This is a genomic window from Actinosynnema sp. NPDC091369 (assembly GCF_044757065.1).
Lineage (GTDB): Bacteria > Actinomycetota > Actinomycetes > Mycobacteriales > Pseudonocardiaceae > Actinosynnema.
Map to the genome: position 1 here is coordinate 665,630 of NZ_JBIVUG010000005.1, position 18,551 is coordinate 684,180.

Below are 18,551 nucleotides of genomic sequence, written 5' to 3' on the forward strand. Positions count from 1 at the left end.
TCGGCCGCGGCTGCCAGTCCCCTGCCGAGCGACCACGTGACAATCCGCCGCCATTCACGCGGGCGCAAAGCCACGGGCATCCGTTCCCTGCGAAAGGACCACGTCCATGCAGTCCCCCGCACGATCACGGTGGGGCGCCGCGGGCCTCGCCCTCGCCACCGCCGCGGCCGGCCTCGTGGTGGCCGTCGCCGCCGCACCGGCCGCACAGGCCACCACCCTGCCCAACGGCTTCAAGAGCGTCGGCTACCTGCCGTCCTGGGCAGGCAGCGTCAACGCCGTCCAGTACACCAAGCTCACCCACGTCAACTACGCGTTCGCCCTGCCCAACTCCAACGGCACGCTCCAGGCCATCCCCGACCCGGGCAAGCTCTCGTCCCTGGTCACCCTGGCCCACAACAACGGCGTGCGCGTCTCGCTCGCCATCGGCGGCTGGAACGACGGCAACGACTCGGCGTTCGAAGCCCTGGCCGCCAACGCCACCAGCCGCACCACGTTCGTCAACAGCGTCGTCAACGCCGTCAACCAGTACAACCTCGACGGCGTCGACATCGACTGGGAGTACCCCGACCCCGGCGCGTCGGCGACCAACTTCACCGCCCTCATGGGACAGCTCAGCACCGCCATGCACAGCCGCGGCAAGCTCCTCACCGCCGCGGTCGTGTCCGGCGGCGGCACCGCGGAAGGCGTCCAGACCGCCGTGTTCGGCCACGTCGACTGGCTCAACATCATGGCCTACGACGGCGGCAGCCCCCACGCCAACTACGACTGGTCCATCGGCACGGTCAACTACTGGAAGTCGCGCGGCCTGCCCGCCGCCAAGGCCGTGCTCGGCGTGCCGTTCTACAGCCGGCCGACCTACTACACCTACGCGCAGCTGGTCGCCATGGACCCGGCCAACGCCAACCGCGACTGCGTCACCGTCAGCGGCGTGCAGCAGTGCTACAACGGCGTCCCCACGATCAAGCGCAAGACCCAGTGGGCCGTGGCCAACGCGGGCGGCGTGATGAACTGGGAGCTGTCGCAGGACACCACCGGCAGCACCTCCCTGGTCAGCGCCATCTACGACACCGTCATGGGCGGCACCACCCCGCCCGGCCGCACCGGTCCCATCACCGGCATCGCGGGCAAGTGCGTCGACGTGGCCAGTGCCTCCACGGCCAACGGCACCGCGGTGCAGCTGTGGACCTGCAACGGCACCGCCGCGCAGAGCTGGACCGTCGCCGGCGACGGCTCGCTGCGCGCCCTCGGCAAGTGCATGGACGTGTCGAGCGCGGGCACCGCCAACGGCACCGCCATCCAGCTGTGGGACTGCAACGGCACGGGCGCGCAGAAGTGGCAGGCCGCCTCCGACGGCACGCTGCGCAACCCCGCCTCGGGCCGCTGCCTCGACGCCACCGGCCCCAGCTCGGCCGACGGCACCCGGTTGCAGATCTGGGACTGCTTCGCGGCGTCCAACCAGGTCTGGCGGCTCCCCGCCTGATCGACGTCGGCACGGCCCGCTCCGCGCGCGAGCGGGCCGTGCCCGGCTTGCCCGCGGCACCGCCAACCGCAAGGGTGGTGCGATGGGTGAAGAGCGGGACGGCGTGGCGCTGACCAACCTCGACCAGCCGTTGTTCGACGGCGCCGACGCGACCAAGGGCGACCTCGTCGACTACCTCGACGCGGTGGCGGACCGGATCATCCCCGGCCTGGCGGGTCGACCGCTGTCGGTGGTGCGGGTCCGGCCGGGCCAGGAGCCGTTCACGCAGAAGAACCTGCCCAAGTACACGCCGCCGTGGGTGCGATCGGTGCCGCTGTGGGCGGAGACGTCCAAGCGGGAGATCCGGTACGCGTTGTGCGAGGACCGGCGCACGCTGCTGTGGTTCGCCAACCAGCGCGCCGTGGAGTACCACGTGACGCTCGCGCCCGCCGACGCGTTCGACCGGCCCACCTACCTGGTGCTCGACCTCGACCCGCCGGAGGGCGCGGGGTTCGACGTGGTCGTGGCGGCGGCGAAGCTGGTGCGGCGGGCGTTGGCCGCCGACGGGTTGTCGGGCGTGGTGAAGACCAGCGGCTCCAAGGGCGTGCACGTGTTCGTGCCGGTGACCGGCGTCGACCACGACGTGGCCGCCGCGACCCGGGCGTTGGCGGCACGGGCCGAACGGCTCGACCCGGAGCTGGCGACCACCGCGTTCATCAAGGACGACCGGGGCGGCCGGGTGTTCCTCGACTCGACGCGGGCCTACGGCGCGACCGTGGCCGCCGCCTACAGCCCCCGCATCCGGCCCGGCGCCACCGTGTCGTTCCCGGTCGGCTGGGACGACCTCGACTCCGTGACGCCCGCCGACTTCACCGTGAAGACCGCGCCCGCGCTGCTGGGCGACGACGACCCGTGGCACTCGCGGATGCCCGCCCCGCAGGAGCTGCCCGAGGACCTGGTGGCCGAGGGGCACACCATCCCGGTGGCCCGCGTCCAGGCCATGCACGAGGGCAAGCGCCGGGCACGCGCCCAGCGCGCCGGACAGTGAGTTTCAGCCACCACTGAAGTTATCGAGCGTGTAGAACCGACTGGTCTGCGTCCGAACGCGCCACGACGAAAGTCGCTACCGCCGTGGTGTCGCAGCCCGCACGCTCGGGCATGGCTTTCCCTAACACCCTGCGGAGGCAGCCATGTCCTTGCGAAGGACGACCCCCGCGGCGAGCGCCCTGTTGCTCGTCGCGGCCCTGCTGAGCCCACCCGTCGCGACCGCGACCCCGGTGGGCGCGGTGGCCGTGCCGGACATCCCGGTGGCCAACGTCCAAGCGCACCTGAACGACCTGCAGACCATCGCCACCAACAACGGGGGCAACCGGGCGCACGGCCGACCCGGCTACCTGGCGTCGGTCAACCACGTCAAGGCGAAGCTCGACGCGGCCGGGTACCAGACGTCCGTGCAGCAGTTCACCAGCAGCGGCGCGACCGGGTACAACCTGATCGCGGACTGGCCGGGCGGCGACCCGAACGACGTGCTGATGCTCGGCGGGCACCTGGACAGCGTCAGCGCCGGTCCCGGCATCAACGACAACGGCACCGGCTCGGCGGGCCTGCTGGAGATCGCGCTGACCGTGGCGCGGCAGGGCCTCGCGCCGCGCAAGCACATCCGGTTCGGCTGGTGGGGCGCGGAGGAGCTGGGCCTGGTCGGCTCGACCTACTACGTGAACAACCTGCCGACGACCGAGCGGTCCAGGATCAAGGCGTACCTGAACTTCGACATGATCGGCTCGCCGAACCCGGGCTACTTCGTCTACAGCGCCTCCGGCCAGCCGACCGGGTCGTTGGAGCTCCAGCAGACGTTGCAGGCGGGCTTCAGCGTGCCGACCGAGCTCACCTCGGTGGGCGGTCGCTCCGACCACGCGGCGTTCGCGCGCGCGGGCATCCCGGTCGGCGGCACGTTCACCGGCGCGGAGACCACCAAGACCTCGGCGCAGGCGCAGAAGTGGGGCGGCACGGCGGGCGTCGCCTTCGACCGCTGCTACCACCGCTCGTGCGACACGATCAGCAACATCGACGTCACCGCGCTGGACCGCAACAGCGACGCCATCGCCTACGCGCTGTGGACGCTGGCCGGTTCGGGCGACACCCCGCCGGGGCCGCGGTTCGAGAACGCCACCGACGTGACCATCCCCGACCTGAGCACGGTCGAGAGCCCGATCACGGTGTCCGGGGTGGCGGGCAACGCGCCGTCGGCGCTGGCGGTGGGCGTGGACATCACCCACACCTACCGGGGTGACCTGGTGATCGACCTGGTCGCGCCGGACGGCTCGGCGTACCGGGTGAAGAGCTCCAGCAGCGACAGCGCGGACAACGTCGTGACGACGTACACGGTGAACGCGTCCGCCGAGGTCGCCAACGGCACGTGGAAGCTGCGCGTGCAGGACGTCGCGTCCGCGGACACCGGCCGGATCAACGGCTGGTCCTTGCAGTTCTGACGCGCACCGGGCGGCGGCGGAGCACCTTGCGCTCCCCCGCCGCCCGGTGTTCGACGATCGTCACGCGGCGGACTCGTCCATCCAGAACACGTTCCACACGTGGCCGTCGAGGTCCTCGAAGCTGCGCCCGTACATGAAGCCGTGGTCCTCGGCCTCCTTGACGAACCCGCCGCCCGCGGCCAGCGCCTTGTCCGCCAGCTCGTCGACCTGCTCGCGGCTGTCCAGGGCCAGCGACACGATGACCTCCGTGGTCGTGGCGGAGTCCGCGATCTCCTTGGTGGTGAAGGTCTTGAAGTACGGCCCGGTGACCAGCATCGCGTAGACGGTGTCGCTGAACACGACGCACGACGCGTTCTCGTCGGTGAACTTCGGGTTATGCGCGAAGCCGAGCGCGGCGAAGAACCCGATCGACTTGGCCAGGTCGGTCACCGGCAGGTTCACGAAGATCTTCACGGACATGGTGGGCCCCCAGGTGGCATGGTCGGACACGCTGTGTCCTGCGGATACTTGAGTGTCCGGCGGACACTGGGTGTACGATAGACACAGATCGACAAAGTGAGCAACACCCGATTTCGAGATGCGGTGAGCGGATGGCGAGCGAGGACGAGGGCGTGGACTTGCTGTGGGGTTCGCGCGACAAGCCCACCCGGCCACCCCGGCTCGCGCTCACCGTCGACCGCATCGCCGCCGCGGCGATCGAGGTGGCCGACGCGGAAGGCATGGCGGCGGTGTCCATGCAGCAGGTCGCGGCCCGGTTGGACGTCACCAAGATGGCGCTCTACCGGCACGTGGCGAGCAAGGCCGAGCTGGTCGCGGTGATGATCGAGTCGGCCGTCGGCGAGCCGCCGGACCTGCGGTCGGTGCCGGGCGGGTGGCGACCGGCGCTGGTCCGGTGGGCCGAGCTGATGCGCCGGACCTGGCAGCGCCACCCGTGGCTGCCCGCCGCGACCACGGGCGAGCGCCCGACCGGTCCGCGCGAGGTGGGCTGGACGGAGTCGGCCGTGGCCACCCTCGACGGCACGGGCCTGGACGGCGGCGAGCGGATGGACGCGGTGTTCCTGCTCAGCGGCCACATCCGCAACACGCAGTCGGCCGCCACGGCGGGCACGCAGCCGTGGACGGCGGAGAAGCGGCTGCGGACGGTCCTGCACGACCACCGCGACCGGTTCCCGGCCCTGCACGAGGCGGCGCGGTCGATCGACGACGAGCCCCGCGACAACGGCTGGCAGTTCGGCCTGGACCGCATCCTGGACGGCCTGGAAGTCCTCATCGCCACCCGTCGCCAGGACCCGTCCCGCTGACCCCACCCGGCGACCCGACTGGCGCGGCGGCTCAGCGGTGACGGTGCCAGGTGGCGTAGGTCGGTTCCGAGGGCGCGGAGCGGTGGTCCGGCCGGGTGTGCGCCGGGGCCAGGGCGGGCAGCGCCATCACCCGGCCGTGGTCGGTGGCAGTCCGATACGCGCGGGGTGGAGCGGCCGGCCCGTACGGGCGCAGCTCGGCGGCCAGGGCGCTCAGCGGCAGGCGGGGACGGGTGCAGGCGTGGCCCGCGGTGATGCCCAGCGCCAGCGGCACCCCGCCGCACAGCGCGATCAGCTCCTCCACCGCCGCGGGCTCCTGGCACACCCGCGCCGCGCCCAGCCGCGCGACCAGGAACGCGTGCGCCTCGGCCCCGGACAGCACGTCCAGCGGCACGTGGGCCGCACCGTGGCCGACCACCAACCCCGGCAGGCTGTGCCGACTGGTCACCACCACCGCGCACGACCGGCCGCCCGGCAGCAGCGGGGTGACCTGGGCGGTGTCGGCGGCGTTGTCCAGGACCAGCAGCATCCGCCGACCCGCGACCAGGCTGCGGAACAGGGCGGCACGGGCGTGCGGATCGGTCGGCTGCCGGTCGACGCCGAGCGCGTCGAGGAACCCGCGCACGGCCACCACCGGGTCCATCGGCTCGCGCGCGTCGCCCAGCAGGTCCACGAACAGCTGCCCGTCCGGGAACCGGTCCAGCCGCCGGTGCGCCCAGTGCAGCGCCAGCCACGTCTTGCCGATCCCGCCGGCGCCGACGACGGCCGAGATCCCGACCGTCGGGGCCGTGCCCGTGGCGTCCAGGGCGTCCAGCTCGTCCCGGCGGCCGACGAACGGCACCGGCGCGGCCGGCAGCTGGCGCGGCACCACCGCGGCCCGCGCCGGTGACGCGGTGAGGGCCGGGTCGGCGGCCAGCACCCGCCGGTGCAGCTCGCGCAGCGCGGCGCCCGGCTCGGTGCCCAGCTCCTCGACCAACCGGGCGCGAACCCCCCGGTAGTGCGCCAGCGCGTCCGGCGTCCGCCCGGCCCGGTGCAGGGCCAGCAGGTACTGGCCCGCCACCCGCTCGTCCAACGGGTGCCGGGCGGCCCGCGCGGACAGCTCGGCCACCAGCTCCGCCCCCTGCCCGGCACGCAGCCGGGCGTCCACCAGGTCGTGCTCGGCGGCCAACCGCTCCTGCCGCAACCGGTCGCGCACGGCCTGCACCCACTCGCCGGCCAAGCCGGTCAACGCCTCGCCGCGCCACAGGGCCAACCCCTCGGTCAACGCCCGGACGTCGTCGCCGCCGCCGCACAGCTCGCGGAACCGGTGCAGGTCCACCACCACGTCGGCCACCAGGGCGTAGCCGCCCGACCGGCGCACGATCACCGGCCCGCCCGCGCCCGCCAACGCCCGGCGCAGCCGCGAGATGTAGCTGTGCAACGTCGCCCGCGCCCGTCTGGCGACCTGCGCGCCCCAGACCCGCTCCACCAGCCGGTCCACCGGCACCGCCCGGCCGACGTCGACCGCCAGCGCGACCAGCACGCACCGCTGCCTGGGCGCGCCCAGGTCCACCGGTCGCCCGTCGACCTCGGCGCACACCTCCCCCAGCAGACGCAACACCACCGCCACGCCACCCACCCCCCGTGAGCCGGAACCTCTCCCCGACACCAGGCATAGCGCCTGCACCTGCGGCGTGCAGCAACTCTGCAAGAGGTTCACACCATGGGTGCGCCATCGTGAGCACCGGCACGGCGACCACCACGGTGGGCAACGCCCTCGCGGTCGGCCCGCGCCGCCGGTCCCCGCCGGACCAGAGACCCATCGAACGAGGCGGTAGTGATGAACAAAGCAAAAGCCGTGATCGCCGTCGGCGCGACGCTGCTGGGCTGCGTGACGTTCGGGGGCGTCGCCGGCGCCGCACCGAGTCCTTCGCCCGACCGGCAGGCCCCGCTGCCCGCCGCCACCTGCTCCGACTACGGCTCCGTGATCGTCACCGCCGACAAGCTGCGGATCCGATCCGGCAAGGGCACCAACTTCAGCACCCTCAAGACCGTGAGCAAGAACGACAAGCTGTCCTGCTACCCGGTGGAGTCCGGCGGGAAGTACACCGCCTGCGGCGCCACCAACGCCACCGGCTGGATCCCGGTCGACTTCCGCGACGACATCTCGTGGGACGGCTACGTGGCGAGCGCCTGCGTGAAGGACGCCTGACCTCCGGTCCCCCGGCACTCCCGGCAGACGGCTCCGTCGTCTACCGGGAGTGCCGCCCTATGCAACTAGTTGCACTGCACCCCGTTGCACAGCTACCGTCACCGCCATGGCGTTGGAGCACGCGATCCTGGTGTCGCTGGACGAGCGCTCGGGCTCGGGCTACGAGCTGGCCCAGCGGTTCGAGAAGTCCATCGGCTTCTTCTGGGCCGCCACCCACCAGCAGATCTACCGCACGCTCAAGCGCATGGTCGAGCTCGGCTGGGTGTCGTGCCACGAGGTCGCCCAGGACGGCCGCCCGGACAAGAAGGTCTACGAGGTCGCCGAAGCGGGCCGGGACGAGCTGGCCCGCTGGCTGGCCGCGCCCGGGGAGCCCGAGACCATCCGGCACGACCTGTCGGTGAAGGTGCGCGGCGCGTCGTTGGGCGACGCCGCCGCGCTGCTCGGCGAGATCGCCCGGCACCGCGACCTGCACACCGAACGCCTCGACGTCTACCTCGCCATCGAGAAGAAGGACTTCCCCGACCCGTCGGCCCTGTCCGGCCGGCGGTTGCACCAGTACCTCGTCCTGCGCGGCGGCATCCGGGCCGAGCGGGCGCTGGTCGAGTGGTGCGACGAGGTGCTGGCCGCGATGCGAGAGGACGACCGGCGATGACCGCCTACCCCACCCTGCTCCAACCCCTGGACCTGGGCTTCACGACCCTGCGCAACCGGGTGCTCATGGGCTCGATGCACACCGGCATGGAGGACCGCGCCAAGGACTTCGACGCGCTGGCCGCCTACTTCGCCGAACGGGCCCGCGGCGGCGTCGCCCTCATGGTCACCGGCGGTTTCGCGCCCAACCGCGCGGGCTCGCTCTACCCGTTCGCGTCCAAGCTCACCACGCACCGCGAGGCGCGCCGCCACCGCGTCGTCACGCAGGCCGTGCACGAGCACGACGGCAAGATCGCGCTCCAGCTGCTGCACGCGGGCCGGTACGCCTACCACCCGTTCAGCGTGTCCGCGTCCCCGCTCAAGGCCCCGATCAGCAAGTTCCGCCCTCGCGCGCTGTCGGACCGGGGCGTGCGGGCGCAGATCGACGCGTTCGCCCGCGCCGCGGAGCTGGCCCGCGAAGGCGGGTACGACGGGGTCGAGATCATGGGCTCCGAGGGCTACTTCATCAACCAGTTCCTCGCACCGCGCACCAACAAGCGCACCGACCGCTGGGGCGGCAGCGCGGAGAACCGGCGACGCCTCGCGGTCGAGGTCGTGCGCCGCTGCCGCGAGGCCGCCGGGCCCGACTTCATTCTCGTCTACCGGCTCTCCATGATCGACCTGGTCGAGGACGGCCAGACGTGGGACGAGGTCGTCGCGCTCGGCCAGGAGGTCGAGGCGGCGGGCGCGACGATCATCAACACCGGCATCGGGTGGCACGAGGCGCGCGTGCCGACGATCGTCACGTCCGTGCCGCGCGCGGCGTTCGCGAACGTCACCGCCAAGCTGCGCCCGCACGTCGGCATCCCGGTGGTCACCTCGAACCGGATCAACATGCCGGAGGTCGCCGAGGAGGTGCTGGCGCGCGGTGACGCCGACATGGTGTCGATGGCGCGCCCGTTCCTGGCCGACCCTGATTGGGTGCGCAAGGCCGAGACCGGCCGCGCCGACGAGATCAACGCCTGCATCGCGTGCAACCAGGCGTGCCTGGACCACACGTTCTCCATGAAGAAGGCGTCCTGCATGGTCAACCCGCGCGCGGGCAACGAGACCACGCTGCGGCTGCTGCCGACCCGCCGCGCCAAGCGGGTCGCCGTGGTCGGCGCGGGACCGGCGGGGCTCGCCGCGGCGACCGCGCTGGCCGGGCGCGGGCACGACGTGGAGCTGTTCGAGGCCGACGACGACATCGGCGGCCAGTTCGCCATCGCCCGCCGCATCCCGGGCAAGGAGGAGTTCGCCGAGACGATCCGCTACTACCGGCGGCGGATCGAGCTGACCGGAGTGAAGCTTCACCTCGGCGTCCGGGTCACCGCCGACGACGTGGCCGACTTCGACGAGGTCGTGATCGCCACCGGTGTCGCGCCGCGCGTGCCCGCCATCCCGGGCGTGGAGCGCGCCCTGTCCTATGTGGACGTGGTCCGCCACGGCGCGCCGGTCGGCGACCGGGTCGCGGTGATCGGTGCCGGCGGGATCGGGGTGGACGTCACCGAGTTCCTGACCCACGCCTCCTCCCCCGCCCTCGACGTGGACGAGTGGCGTGCCGAGTGGGGCGTCACCGACCCGGAGCGGGTCCGCGGCGGCGTCACCGCGCCCCGGCCCGCCGCGCCCGCGCGCCAGGTGTACCTGTTGCAGCGCAAGGCGTCGCGGATCGGCAAGGGCCTGGGCAAGACCACGGGCTGGGTGCACCGGGCGGCGCTCGCCGCCAAGGGCGTCGAGCAGCTGACCGGCGTGAACTACGAGCGGATCGACGACGCGGGGCTGCACATCACCTTCGGGCCCCGGCGCGAACGGCCGCGGGTGCTGGACGTCGACGCGGTCGTGGTGTGCGCGGGTCAGGAGTCCGTGCGCGACCTGGTGGACGCGCTCACCGGCCGCGGAGTCGTCACGCACGTCATCGGCGGCGCGGACGTCGCCGCCGAGCTCGACGCGAAGCGCGCCATCGACCAGGGCACGCGACTCGCGGCCACGATCTGACCAGGAGGCAAGGGTGAACGCGGCACTGCGGTTCAAGGCGGCGGTCGAGGCGGGCGACATCGTCGGCGCCACGGAGTTCTTCGCCGACGACATCACGTTGCACAGCCCGGTGAAGTTCCGGCCGTTCGAGGGCATCGCCACCGTGCGCGCCCTGTTCGGCGTGCTCCAGCGGACGTTCCAGGACTTCCGGTACGTCGGCCAGTACGACGGGCCCGACGGCCACGTGCTGCACTTCCGCACCGTCGTCGACGGCAAGCAGGTCGAGGGCATCGACCTGATCCAGCTCGACGCCGACGGCCGGATCGGCACGTTCACCGTGATGATCCGGCCGCAGTCCGCGCTGACGACCGTCGGCGAGGCCATCTGGGCGGGCCTGGTCGCCGACGGCGTCGTGTCGTAGCCCGGTCGACCGGCAGCCGCCTGCGGAACACGCCGCTTCGGTGTCGCACCGGCATTCGCCCTCCCCTAGGCTCGCCGACGTGGACTTCATCTTCACCCGGCCCGACTCCAGAGCCGCCGCGGCGGCCCTGGAGGTGTGCCACGAGTACGCCGAGCCCTGGCTGCTGAACCACTCGTTGCGCGCCTACACGTGGGCCGTCGCGCACGCGTCCGACGTGGACATCCCCCACGACGGCGAGCTGCTGTACGTGGCCGCGCTGCTGCACGACCTCGCGCTCACCCCGCCGTTCGACAGCCACACGCTGCCGTTCGAGGAGGCGGGCGGGCACGTGGCGTGGGTGTTCGCGGCCGGCGCCGGGTGGGGACGGGTGCGGCGCGACCGGCTGGCCGAGGTCATCGTGCTGCACATGCGCGACGACGTGCCCGCCGACGACGACCCGGAGAGCCACCTGTTGCAGGTCGCGGTGAGCGCGGACGTGTCCGGGCGCGGGCTCGACCGGTTCCCGGAGCCCGTGGTGGACGCGGTGCTGACCCGGTACCCCCGGCTGGGGTTCGCCGACGCGTTCCTGCTGCGGGCCCGGGACCAGGCCGAGCGCAAGCCGCGCTGCGCCGCCGCCGGGCTGGTGCGCGACGGCTGGGCGGAGCGCGTGACGAGCAACCCGCTGGACGCGCCCGGCCGGTGACCGGGCGCGTCCGGGGGTCGGTCACCTCAGGCCGTAGGCCCGGATGATCGTCTGGTCGACCGCGTTGCCCTCGGCGTCGCGCGCCTGGGCCTTGAGCGAGACGAACTGCGCGCCGGCCGGGTGCACGACCGCCGCGAGCCACCGCTCGCCGACCTTGACCAGCGGCGCGGGCCGCCACGTCGCGCCGTCGTCGAACGAGACCTGCACCGCGGGCTTGGCGACGCCCTTGGCGTCGGCCGCCCCGTTGCGCTGCACGTACACCGGGATCGCGAACGGCCGCCCGGCCGCCGCGCGGTTCCCGGCGTCCAACGACGGCGCGAACCGCACCGCGAGCAGCGGCAGCGCCGCCGGGTCCTCGCCCGCGACGTGCTCGGACGTGAACGACCAGTCCGCCACCACGCGCGTGGACAGCTCGGCCACGCCGGACCGCTCCGCCTCGGCGCGCACCTGGTAGACGCCCCGGCCCGCGGGCACGACGCCCGACACGTACCCGTCGTAGGGCGACTCGGCGAGCAGCACGCCGTCCCGGTGCAACGTCGTCCTGGCCGCCGTGACGTCGGAGAACCCGTAGTGGTTCGAGTCCTGGTCGGTGAACATCGGCAGCGAGACCACGACCTCGTCGCCGAGCCGCCCGCCCCACTCGTACGCGCGGCCCGTGCTCGGGAACGCCGGTCCGAACACGGCCGCGTTCCACTTCTCGGCCACCGCACGGCCCGCGGTGAAGCGACGCGGCTGCGCGGTGCTCTGGAAGCTCTGCGGCGGGAACGCCTGCGGTTCGGGCATCTGGAGGAAGTCGCCGTACCAGTCGACGCCCGGCGTGTAGTACTCGGTGATCTCCAGCGGCAGCGGACCGCCCGCCATCTGGTCGCGGAAGCCGGTCGTGCCCGGTCCGGCGGAGGCGACCAGCGACTTGACCTTCGCCAGGTCACGGCGGTGGAACGCGCGGTCGAGGCGTTCGGGCACCGCGCCGTCGTGCCGCCACGCGACCGAGTACTGGTAAGGGCTGCCGACGTAACCGCCGCTGCCGTCGGGCTTGGCGAGCCGCCCGGCCACCTCGAAGCTCGCCGCGCCGGGCGCGGACGTCTTCGACGGCACGAACAGCACCGCGCCCGGCGGGAAGCCGATGAAGCCGGTGCCCGTCTCGCCCCACGACGCGGTCCGGCTGAAGAACACCTCCGTGTAGCCGACCTCCGCGCCCTGCTCGTCCACCGACAGGGCGATCGGCTTGCCCGCGCGGGCGTCGAACACGAACTCGGCCGGGCCGGTGATGACGGTGCTGGGCTCCAGCACCTGGGTGAGCTGCTGCGTCTCCCGGGTCTGGATGAACGCGTCGGCGTAGAACGTGCCCTTGGGCACGCGGGCGACCACCGTGCCGGACGGGTCGTGCGCCAGGTACGCCTTGCGGTGGTTCATGTCCACCAGCCGGAAGGAGTAGTCCGGGGTGGGCGCGCCGGTGTGGTCGAGGAACGTGAGCTTCACGTCGTAGCTCTCGACCTCCTTGGTCACGCCGACCGGCGTGCGCAGCGGCGTGGCCCCTCCGGTCGCCACCACGGCCCCGCTGTACCGGCCGTCCGGCGCGTCCAGCGAGGTGAGGACCGTGACGGTGAGGGCGGCTTCACCGCCGGCGGGCACGGTGAGCGAGGACGGCGAGAACGCGACCATGCCCGCGGGGGCGGGGTTGCCGTCCGGGCCGCGCAGGTCGGCGCTCGGCGTCAGGGTGACCGGGCCGGTGCCGGAGTTGCGGTAGACGATCTTGTTCTCGATCGGCTGGTCGTCCTGGTGCGGCCACTGCGCCACGCCCAGGCTCAACGACGCGGGCTCGGACGTCAGCGACTGCGCGACGGCCGCGGCCACGTCCACCCGGCCCGCGCCCTGCTCGTCCGCGGTCAGGTCGGCGTGGGGCTTCGCACTCGCCATCAGCGCGCCCTTGATCCGCGCGGGCGTCCAGTCCGGGTGCTGGGCGGCGACGATCGCCGCCGCGCCCGCCACGTGCGGGGCGCTCATCGACGTGCCGGACAGCGCCACGTGCCCGTCGTCGACCGGGGCGCCGATGCGGCCGTTCTTCGCCTTGGCCGCAGCGATGTCCACGCCCGGCGCGGTGATGTCCGGCTTGATCGCGTCGTCGCCCCAGCGCGGTCCGCGCGAGGAGAACTCGGCGAGCCCGTCCGCCCGGTCCACCGCGCCCACGGTGAGCGCCAGGTCGGCCGCGGCGGGGCTGCCGATCGTCTGCTCGGACGGGCCGCTGTTGCCCGCGGAGACCACGAACAACGCGCCCCCGGTGCTGGTGAGCTCGTTGACGGCCAGCGACATCGGGTCGGTGCCGTCGGTGCGCATCGAGCTGCCCAGGCTCATGTTCACCACGTCCGCGCCCGCCGCGACGGCCCACTCCATGCCCGCGATGATGTCGGACTCGTAGCCGCCGCCCTGGTCGCCGAGCACCTTGCCGTTGAGCACCGCGCTGTCCGGCGCGACGCCCTGGTACTTCCCGGAGCCGGTGATCGTCGCCGCGACGTGCGTGCCGTGGCCGACGCGGTCGTCGGTGTCGGGGCTGTCGCTGAAGTTGCGCGACTCCACGACCGCGCCCGCGAGGTCGGGGTGCGTCGCGTCGACACCGGTGTCCAGCACCGCGACCTTCGCGCCGGTCCCGGTGTGCCCGGCCTGCCACGCCCGCGGCGCGCCGATCTGCGGGACGCTGCGGTCGAGGGTGGCGCGGACCGGCCCGTCCAGCCACACCTTCGCCACGCCGGCGGCCCGCGCGCCCGACCAGAACGCGCCGTCCTTGGCCGCCTTGACCGCGTACCCGCCGATGCTGGGCAGCGGCTCCCCCGCCACGGCCGGTCCGGTCGTGGTCACGATCAGCGGCGTGACGCGGGTCGAGCGGTCGTCGTAGCCGGCCCGGATCAAGCCCGTGACGTCGAACAACCGGTCGTCCAGCCGGCCGGACCGCACGTCGGCCAGCACGTCGGTCGGCAGCACGTGCAGGTCGCCGTGCTCGTCCACCTGCTGCACGAACCGCACGTCGGCCCGTCCGGGACCGGGTCGCACCCGAGCGCGGTCGGCGCGCACGGTGACGACGTCTCCGGTCACCAGCGTGACCGTGCCCTCCGGCCGCGCGCCGCCCGGCCGCGCCCCGGTCGCCTCGGTCGGCTCGGCCGCGGCCGGGACGGTCGCGGCGACCATCACCACCGCCGCGACCAGCCCCGATGCCTTGGTCCTGCGGGACATGTGGATCCCCCTCACCGTGGCGGTGCTCGGTGTGACCGCCACTGCCCTCAGTGACTAAGACACCTCGGAGAGCCACCGCGTTGCTTCGGGAGGGCGAATCCGGGGCGCGACACCCACTTGGCCCAGCCGTTCCCGGCAACCCGATGATCACCGTGGCCCAACCGGGACAGGACTTCGTGCGCGGTCACCGGGTTCCCCCGATTCCACTGTCCGGCCGACGCCGGCGCCGAGCCGCCGAGGCTACCGTTCGAATCGATTCAGCGGACATCTCGCAATGGAGCGACCATGCCCAAGTCACGCACGCCCGCCGTCGTCCTCGCGCTGGCCGCGGCCCTGCCGCTGGTGACCGCGCCCGCCGCGCAGGCAAGTGCCCTGATCACCGAACTGCCCGGTCTGCCCGGCTACCCCACCCACCGCGCGGTCGCGGTCAACGACCTCGGCCAGGTCGTCGGGGCCACCTCCGGCAACGGCGCGCCGCACACCGTGCACTGGTCGCCCGCCGGCGCGGCCACCGACCTCGGCCCCGGCACGCCGTCCGGGATCAACCAGGTCGGCCAGGTGCTGATCCAGCAGGCCGTCAGCGGCGCGGGGCCCTACGTCCAGCGGCCGCGGATCTGGCAGTCGGGCACGGTCACCGACATCTCGCCGGGTGGCGGCTGGGTCATCGCGTCGGCGATCAACAACAGCGGCGTGGTCCCGATGACGTACTCCAGCTCGTCCTCGGGCTACCACCAGGAGAACGCGGTCGTGTGGCGGGACGGCAAGCACACGGCGTTGCCGCTGTCCGGGCCGCACCTGTGGCTCAGCGCCGTCAACGAGGCCGGGGTCGTCGCGGGCAACAAGCTGCCCATGTTCAGCGGCGACGCGTACGCGTTCCGCTGCGTGGACACCACCTCGTGCGAGCGGCTGGCCACCGTGCCCGGCGGCACCCTGTACTCCGTGGAGGCGATCAACGAGGCGGGCGTGGTCGTCGGCAACCAGGGCACGCAGGCGTTGCGCTGGGAGGGCGCCGGCGTCACGGTGCTGAGCGCGTCCGGTGGCGTGGCGAACGGCCCGCAGGCGATCAACGAGCGCGGTGACGTCGTCGGCTGGACCACCGAGTTCACCGGCGTGCGCAAGGCGGCGCTGTGGCCCGCCGGCGGCAAGGCGGTCGACCTGGGGGTGCCGAGCCCGTCCGAGGCGGTCGCGGTCAACGAGCGCGGTGACGTGATCGGCTGGACCTCCGCGGACAACCCCGACGCGCCCCGGGCGTTCCTGTGGCGCGACGGGCGGGTGACCTACCTGGGCTCGCTCGGCGGCGCGCACAGCCTGCCGACCGCGTTGAACGACCGGGGCACGATCGTCGGCGAGAGCACCACCGCCGACGGCACGCTCAAGGCCGTGAAGTGGAACCTGATCACCACCACGCCGCGGCGCTGACCGCGGCCGCGGGGCCGGCCCCGGGTCGGCCCCCGCGGTCACGCCGTCGTCACCGCCGCGATCGGCAGCGAGATCACGATGGTGAGGCCACCACCGGGGGTGTCCTCGGCCGTGAGCGAGCCGCCCATGGCGTCCACGAACCCCTTGGCCACGCTCAGCCCGAGCCCGATGCCCGGCGTGGCGTCCCGGTCGCCGAGGCGTTGGAACGGCGCGAACACCGCGCTCGCCGTGTTCTTCGGCAGCCCCTGCCCGTGGTCGACCACGCGCAGCTCGACCCGGTCGCGGTAGGCGCTGGCCCGCACCGCGACCTCCGGCTCGTCGGCGTTGATCCGGCCGTCGCCGTCCACGTCGACCCTGCGGCGCGGGGTGAGCCTGCCGTGCCGCAGGGCGTTGTCGACCACGTTGGCGACCACGCGTTCCAGCAGGCCCAGGTCGGCGAGCACGGGCGGCAGGTGCTCGGCCACGTCGACCGACACCGTGCCGCGTTCGTCGATGCCGGCCAGGGCGCGCGCCACCACCTCGTCGTAGGTCACCGCGCGCAGTTGCGGCACGACCGCGCCGGTGGCCAGCCGGGACGAGTCGAGCAGGTTGTCGATCAGGCCGGCGAGCCGGTCCGCGGACACCTCGACGGTCTCCAGCAGCTCGGCGACGTCCTCTTCGGACAGAGTCAGGTCGGTGTCGCGCAGGCTGCCGATCGCGGCCTTGATCGAGGTCAGCGGCGTGCGCAGGTCGTGGCCGACGGCGGACAGCAGGGCGGTGCGCAGCTCCGTGGTCTCCGCGCGCCGCTGCGCCTCGGCGGTCTCGGCGGCCATCCGCTGCTGCCGCAACGCCATCAGCGCCTGGCCGGCCGCCGCTTCCAGCGCCCGCTGGTCGGCGGCGGGCAGCGCGCGACCGCGCAGCGCCAGGTGCACGTCCGCCGTCACCGGCACGTCCACGTCGGCCTCGTCCGGCTCGTCGCAGGGCCGCGGCCCGACGCACGCCACCCGCTCCCACCCGCCGTCCCGCCGCTCCAGCAGCGCCACGGACTCCAGCCCGAAGTTCTCCCGCACCTTCTCCAGCATCCGGGCCAGCGGGAACGGGCTGGTCAGCACCGTTCGCGCGTAGGAGGCGAGCAACGCGGCCTCGGTGCGGGCCCGCGCGCCCTGCTCGGCCACCCGCGCGGCCCGGTCCACCACCAGCGCGACCAGGCCCGCCGCCACCAGCATCGCGACCAGCGTGACGAGGTTCGTCGGGGTGGCCACGGTCAGGCTGTGGTAGGGCGGGGTGAAGAAGAAGTTCAGCAGCCCCGCGCCGAGGAACGCCGCCACCAGCGCCGGACCGAGGCCGCCGACCAGCGCCACCACCACCGTGGCCAGGAAGAACCCGACCAGGTCGGTGGACTGCGACAGGTTGTCCCGGCCCAACAGGCCGATCGCGGTCACGGCGGCGGGCAGCAGCACGGCCAGCGCCCACCCCAGCGGCTTGCGCGCGCGGTCGCGCGGGACGCCGCCCCACCGCCACCGGCGACCGCGCCGCGCCTCGTCGTGGGTGACCATGTGCACGTCGATCGGCCCGGACGCCTGGATGGTCGCCGCGCCGATGCCCTCGTCGAACACCCGGGCCAGCCGCGAGCGGCGGGACGTGCCGAGCACGAGCTGAGTGGCGTTCACGCCGCGGGCGAAGTCCAGCAGCGCGGTCGGCACGTCGTCGCCGACCACGGTGTGGAACGTCGCGCCGACGTCCTCGGTCACCCGCCGGAACCCGGCCACGAGCTGCGGCGACACCCCGGCCAGCCCGTCGCCGCGCATGATGTGCACGACCATCAGCTCCGCGCCCGCGCGGGCCGCGACCCGCCGGGCGCGGCGGATCAGCGTCTCGCTCTCCGGGCCGCCGCTGATCGCGACGACCACCCGTTCCCTGGTCTCCCAGGTGTCGGTGATGCTCTGCTCCGAGCGGTAGCGCTGCAACGCCACGTCGACCTGGTCGGCCACCCAGAGCAGGGCCAGCTCGCGCAGGGCGGTCAGGTTGCCGACCCGGAAGTAGTTGCCCAGCGCCGCGTCGATCTTGTGCGCGGCGTAGACGTTGCCGTGCGCCAGCCGGCGGCGCAGCGCTTCGGGCGTGATGTCGACCAGCTCGACCTGCTCGGCCCGCCGCACCACCTCGTCGGGCACGGTCTCGCGCTGCCGCACGCCGGTGATGCGCTCGACCACGTCGTTCAGCGATTCGAGGTGCTGCACGTTCACCGTGGACAGCACGTCGATGCCCGCTTCCAGCAGCTCTTCGACGTCCTGCCACCGCTTCGCGTTGCGGGAGCCCGCGGCGTTGGTGTGCGCGAGCTCGTCCACCACCGCCACTTCCGGCTCGCGCGCCAGGAGCCCGTCGACGTCCAGCTCCGCGTCGGCTTGTCTGCGGGGCAGTTGCTCCAGGCCGGTCAGCAGGGCGGCGGTGTTCTCGCGGCCGTGCGTCTCGACCAGGCCGACCACCACGTCCGTGCCCCGGTCACGTCGCCGGTGCGCTTCGCCGAGCATGGCGAACGTCTTGCCGACACCGGGCGCCGCACCGAGGTAGATCCTCAGCTCACCGCGCTTGCGCTTGCCTTCCACGGCCCACAGTGTGCGCGCGCCCACCGGCCCGCGCGGGCCGCCCCCGGACCTTTACGCCGTCTTGACGAGCCCCGGGGAGCGCGCCGAAGTGTTCACCCGGAGTTCGACTCCGCGCACCACCCGGCGCGGCGGCGCAAAACGA

The 18,551-nt window shown here is 73.3% G+C and carries 14 protein-coding genes; 10 read left to right on the plus strand and 4 right to left on the minus strand.

Translation table 11 applies throughout. The features are described 5' to 3' along the window. Positions 1-106: 106 nt before the first annotated feature. The 3 genes from ACIQMJ_RS22830 (at position 107) to ACIQMJ_RS22840 (ending at position 3,948) form a co-directional block, all read left to right on the plus strand. Positions 107-1,480, plus strand: a complete 1,374-nt coding sequence (locus ACIQMJ_RS22830) for a glycosyl hydrolase family 18 protein (RefSeq protein ID WP_499763017.1) — start codon at positions 107-109, stop codon at positions 1,478-1,480. Between the two features lie 82 nt (positions 1,481-1,562). Then, the gene (locus ACIQMJ_RS22835; RefSeq protein WP_499763018.1) at positions 1,563-2,507 is read left to right on the plus strand and encodes a DNA polymerase domain-containing protein; all 945 of its coding nucleotides are present in this window, start codon (positions 1,563-1,565) and stop codon (positions 2,505-2,507) included. A 142-nt stretch (positions 2,508-2,649) separates the two neighbouring features. Next, a complete protein-coding gene (locus ACIQMJ_RS22840; RefSeq protein WP_499763019.1) occupies positions 2,650-3,948 on the plus strand; it encodes a M28 family peptidase in 1,299 nt (432 codons plus the stop codon). Between the two features lie 60 nt (positions 3,949-4,008). Here ACIQMJ_RS22840 and ACIQMJ_RS22845 read toward each other — a convergent pair whose 3' ends face one another. After that, positions 4,009-4,407, minus strand: a complete 399-nt coding sequence (locus ACIQMJ_RS22845) for a VOC family protein (protein WP_499763020.1) — start codon at positions 4,405-4,407, stop codon at positions 4,009-4,011. 131 nt (positions 4,408-4,538) lie between these two features. Here ACIQMJ_RS22845 and ACIQMJ_RS22850 point away from each other — a divergent pair, with 131 nt between their 5' ends. Next, positions 4,539-5,249, plus strand: coding sequence for a TetR/AcrR family transcriptional regulator (locus ACIQMJ_RS22850; RefSeq protein ID WP_499763021.1), 711 nt, complete (start codon positions 4,539-4,541; stop codon positions 5,247-5,249). 31 nt (positions 5,250-5,280) lie between these two features. On the opposite strand, the gene ACIQMJ_RS22855 is transcribed toward ACIQMJ_RS22850, so the two are convergent. After that, the gene (locus ACIQMJ_RS22855; protein WP_499763022.1) at positions 5,281-6,855 is read right to left on the minus strand and encodes an AfsR/SARP family transcriptional regulator; all 1,575 of its coding nucleotides are present in this window, start codon (positions 6,853-6,855) and stop codon (positions 5,281-5,283) included. 210 nt (positions 6,856-7,065) lie between these two features. On the opposite strand from ACIQMJ_RS22855, the gene ACIQMJ_RS22860 reads away from it, so the two are divergent. The 5 genes from ACIQMJ_RS22860 (at position 7,066) to ACIQMJ_RS22880 (ending at position 11,183) form a co-directional block, all read left to right on the plus strand. Then, positions 7,066-7,437: an SH3 domain-containing protein gene (locus ACIQMJ_RS22860; RefSeq protein ID WP_499763023.1), complete on the plus strand. Its 372-nt coding sequence runs from the start codon at positions 7,066-7,068 to the stop codon at positions 7,435-7,437. Between the two features lie 106 nt (positions 7,438-7,543). Next, positions 7,544-8,089: a PadR family transcriptional regulator gene (locus ACIQMJ_RS22865; RefSeq protein WP_499763024.1), complete on the plus strand. Its 546-nt coding sequence runs from the start codon at positions 7,544-7,546 to the stop codon at positions 8,087-8,089. Next, on the plus strand, positions 8,086-10,101 hold the full coding sequence (locus ACIQMJ_RS22870) for an oxidoreductase (RefSeq protein ID WP_499763025.1): 2,016 nt from the start codon (positions 8,086-8,088) through the stop codon (positions 10,099-10,101). Before ACIQMJ_RS22865 ends, ACIQMJ_RS22870 begins: the two co-directional genes overlap by 4 nt. 13 nt (positions 10,102-10,114) lie before the next feature. Beyond that, entirely contained in the window at positions 10,115-10,501 is a 387-nt protein-coding gene (locus ACIQMJ_RS22875; RefSeq protein WP_499763026.1) for a nuclear transport factor 2 family protein, read from the plus strand. A gap of 79 nt (positions 10,502-10,580) precedes the next feature. Then, entirely contained in the window at positions 10,581-11,183 is a 603-nt protein-coding gene (locus ACIQMJ_RS22880) for an HD domain-containing protein (protein ID WP_499763027.1), read from the plus strand. Positions 11,184-11,204: 21 nt separating this feature from the next. Here the strand turns inward: ACIQMJ_RS22880 and ACIQMJ_RS22885 are convergent, their stop codons facing one another. Next, entirely contained in the window at positions 11,205-14,408 is a 3,204-nt protein-coding gene (locus ACIQMJ_RS22885; protein WP_499763028.1) for a S8 family serine peptidase, read from the minus strand. A 285-nt stretch (positions 14,409-14,693) separates the two neighbouring features. Here ACIQMJ_RS22885 and ACIQMJ_RS22890 point away from each other — a divergent pair, with 285 nt between their 5' ends. Then, positions 14,694-15,827, plus strand: coding sequence for a hypothetical protein (locus ACIQMJ_RS22890; RefSeq protein ID WP_499763029.1), 1,134 nt, complete (start codon positions 14,694-14,696; stop codon positions 15,825-15,827). A 38-nt stretch (positions 15,828-15,865) separates the two neighbouring features. Here ACIQMJ_RS22890 and ACIQMJ_RS22895 read toward each other — a convergent pair whose 3' ends face one another. Continuing rightward, positions 15,866-18,409 carry a DUF4118 domain-containing protein gene (locus ACIQMJ_RS22895; protein ID WP_499763030.1) on the minus strand — a complete coding sequence of 848 codons (2,544 nt, stop codon included), beginning with the start codon at positions 18,407-18,409 and terminating at the stop codon, positions 15,866-15,868. Between the last annotated feature and the right edge of the window lie 142 nt (positions 18,410-18,551).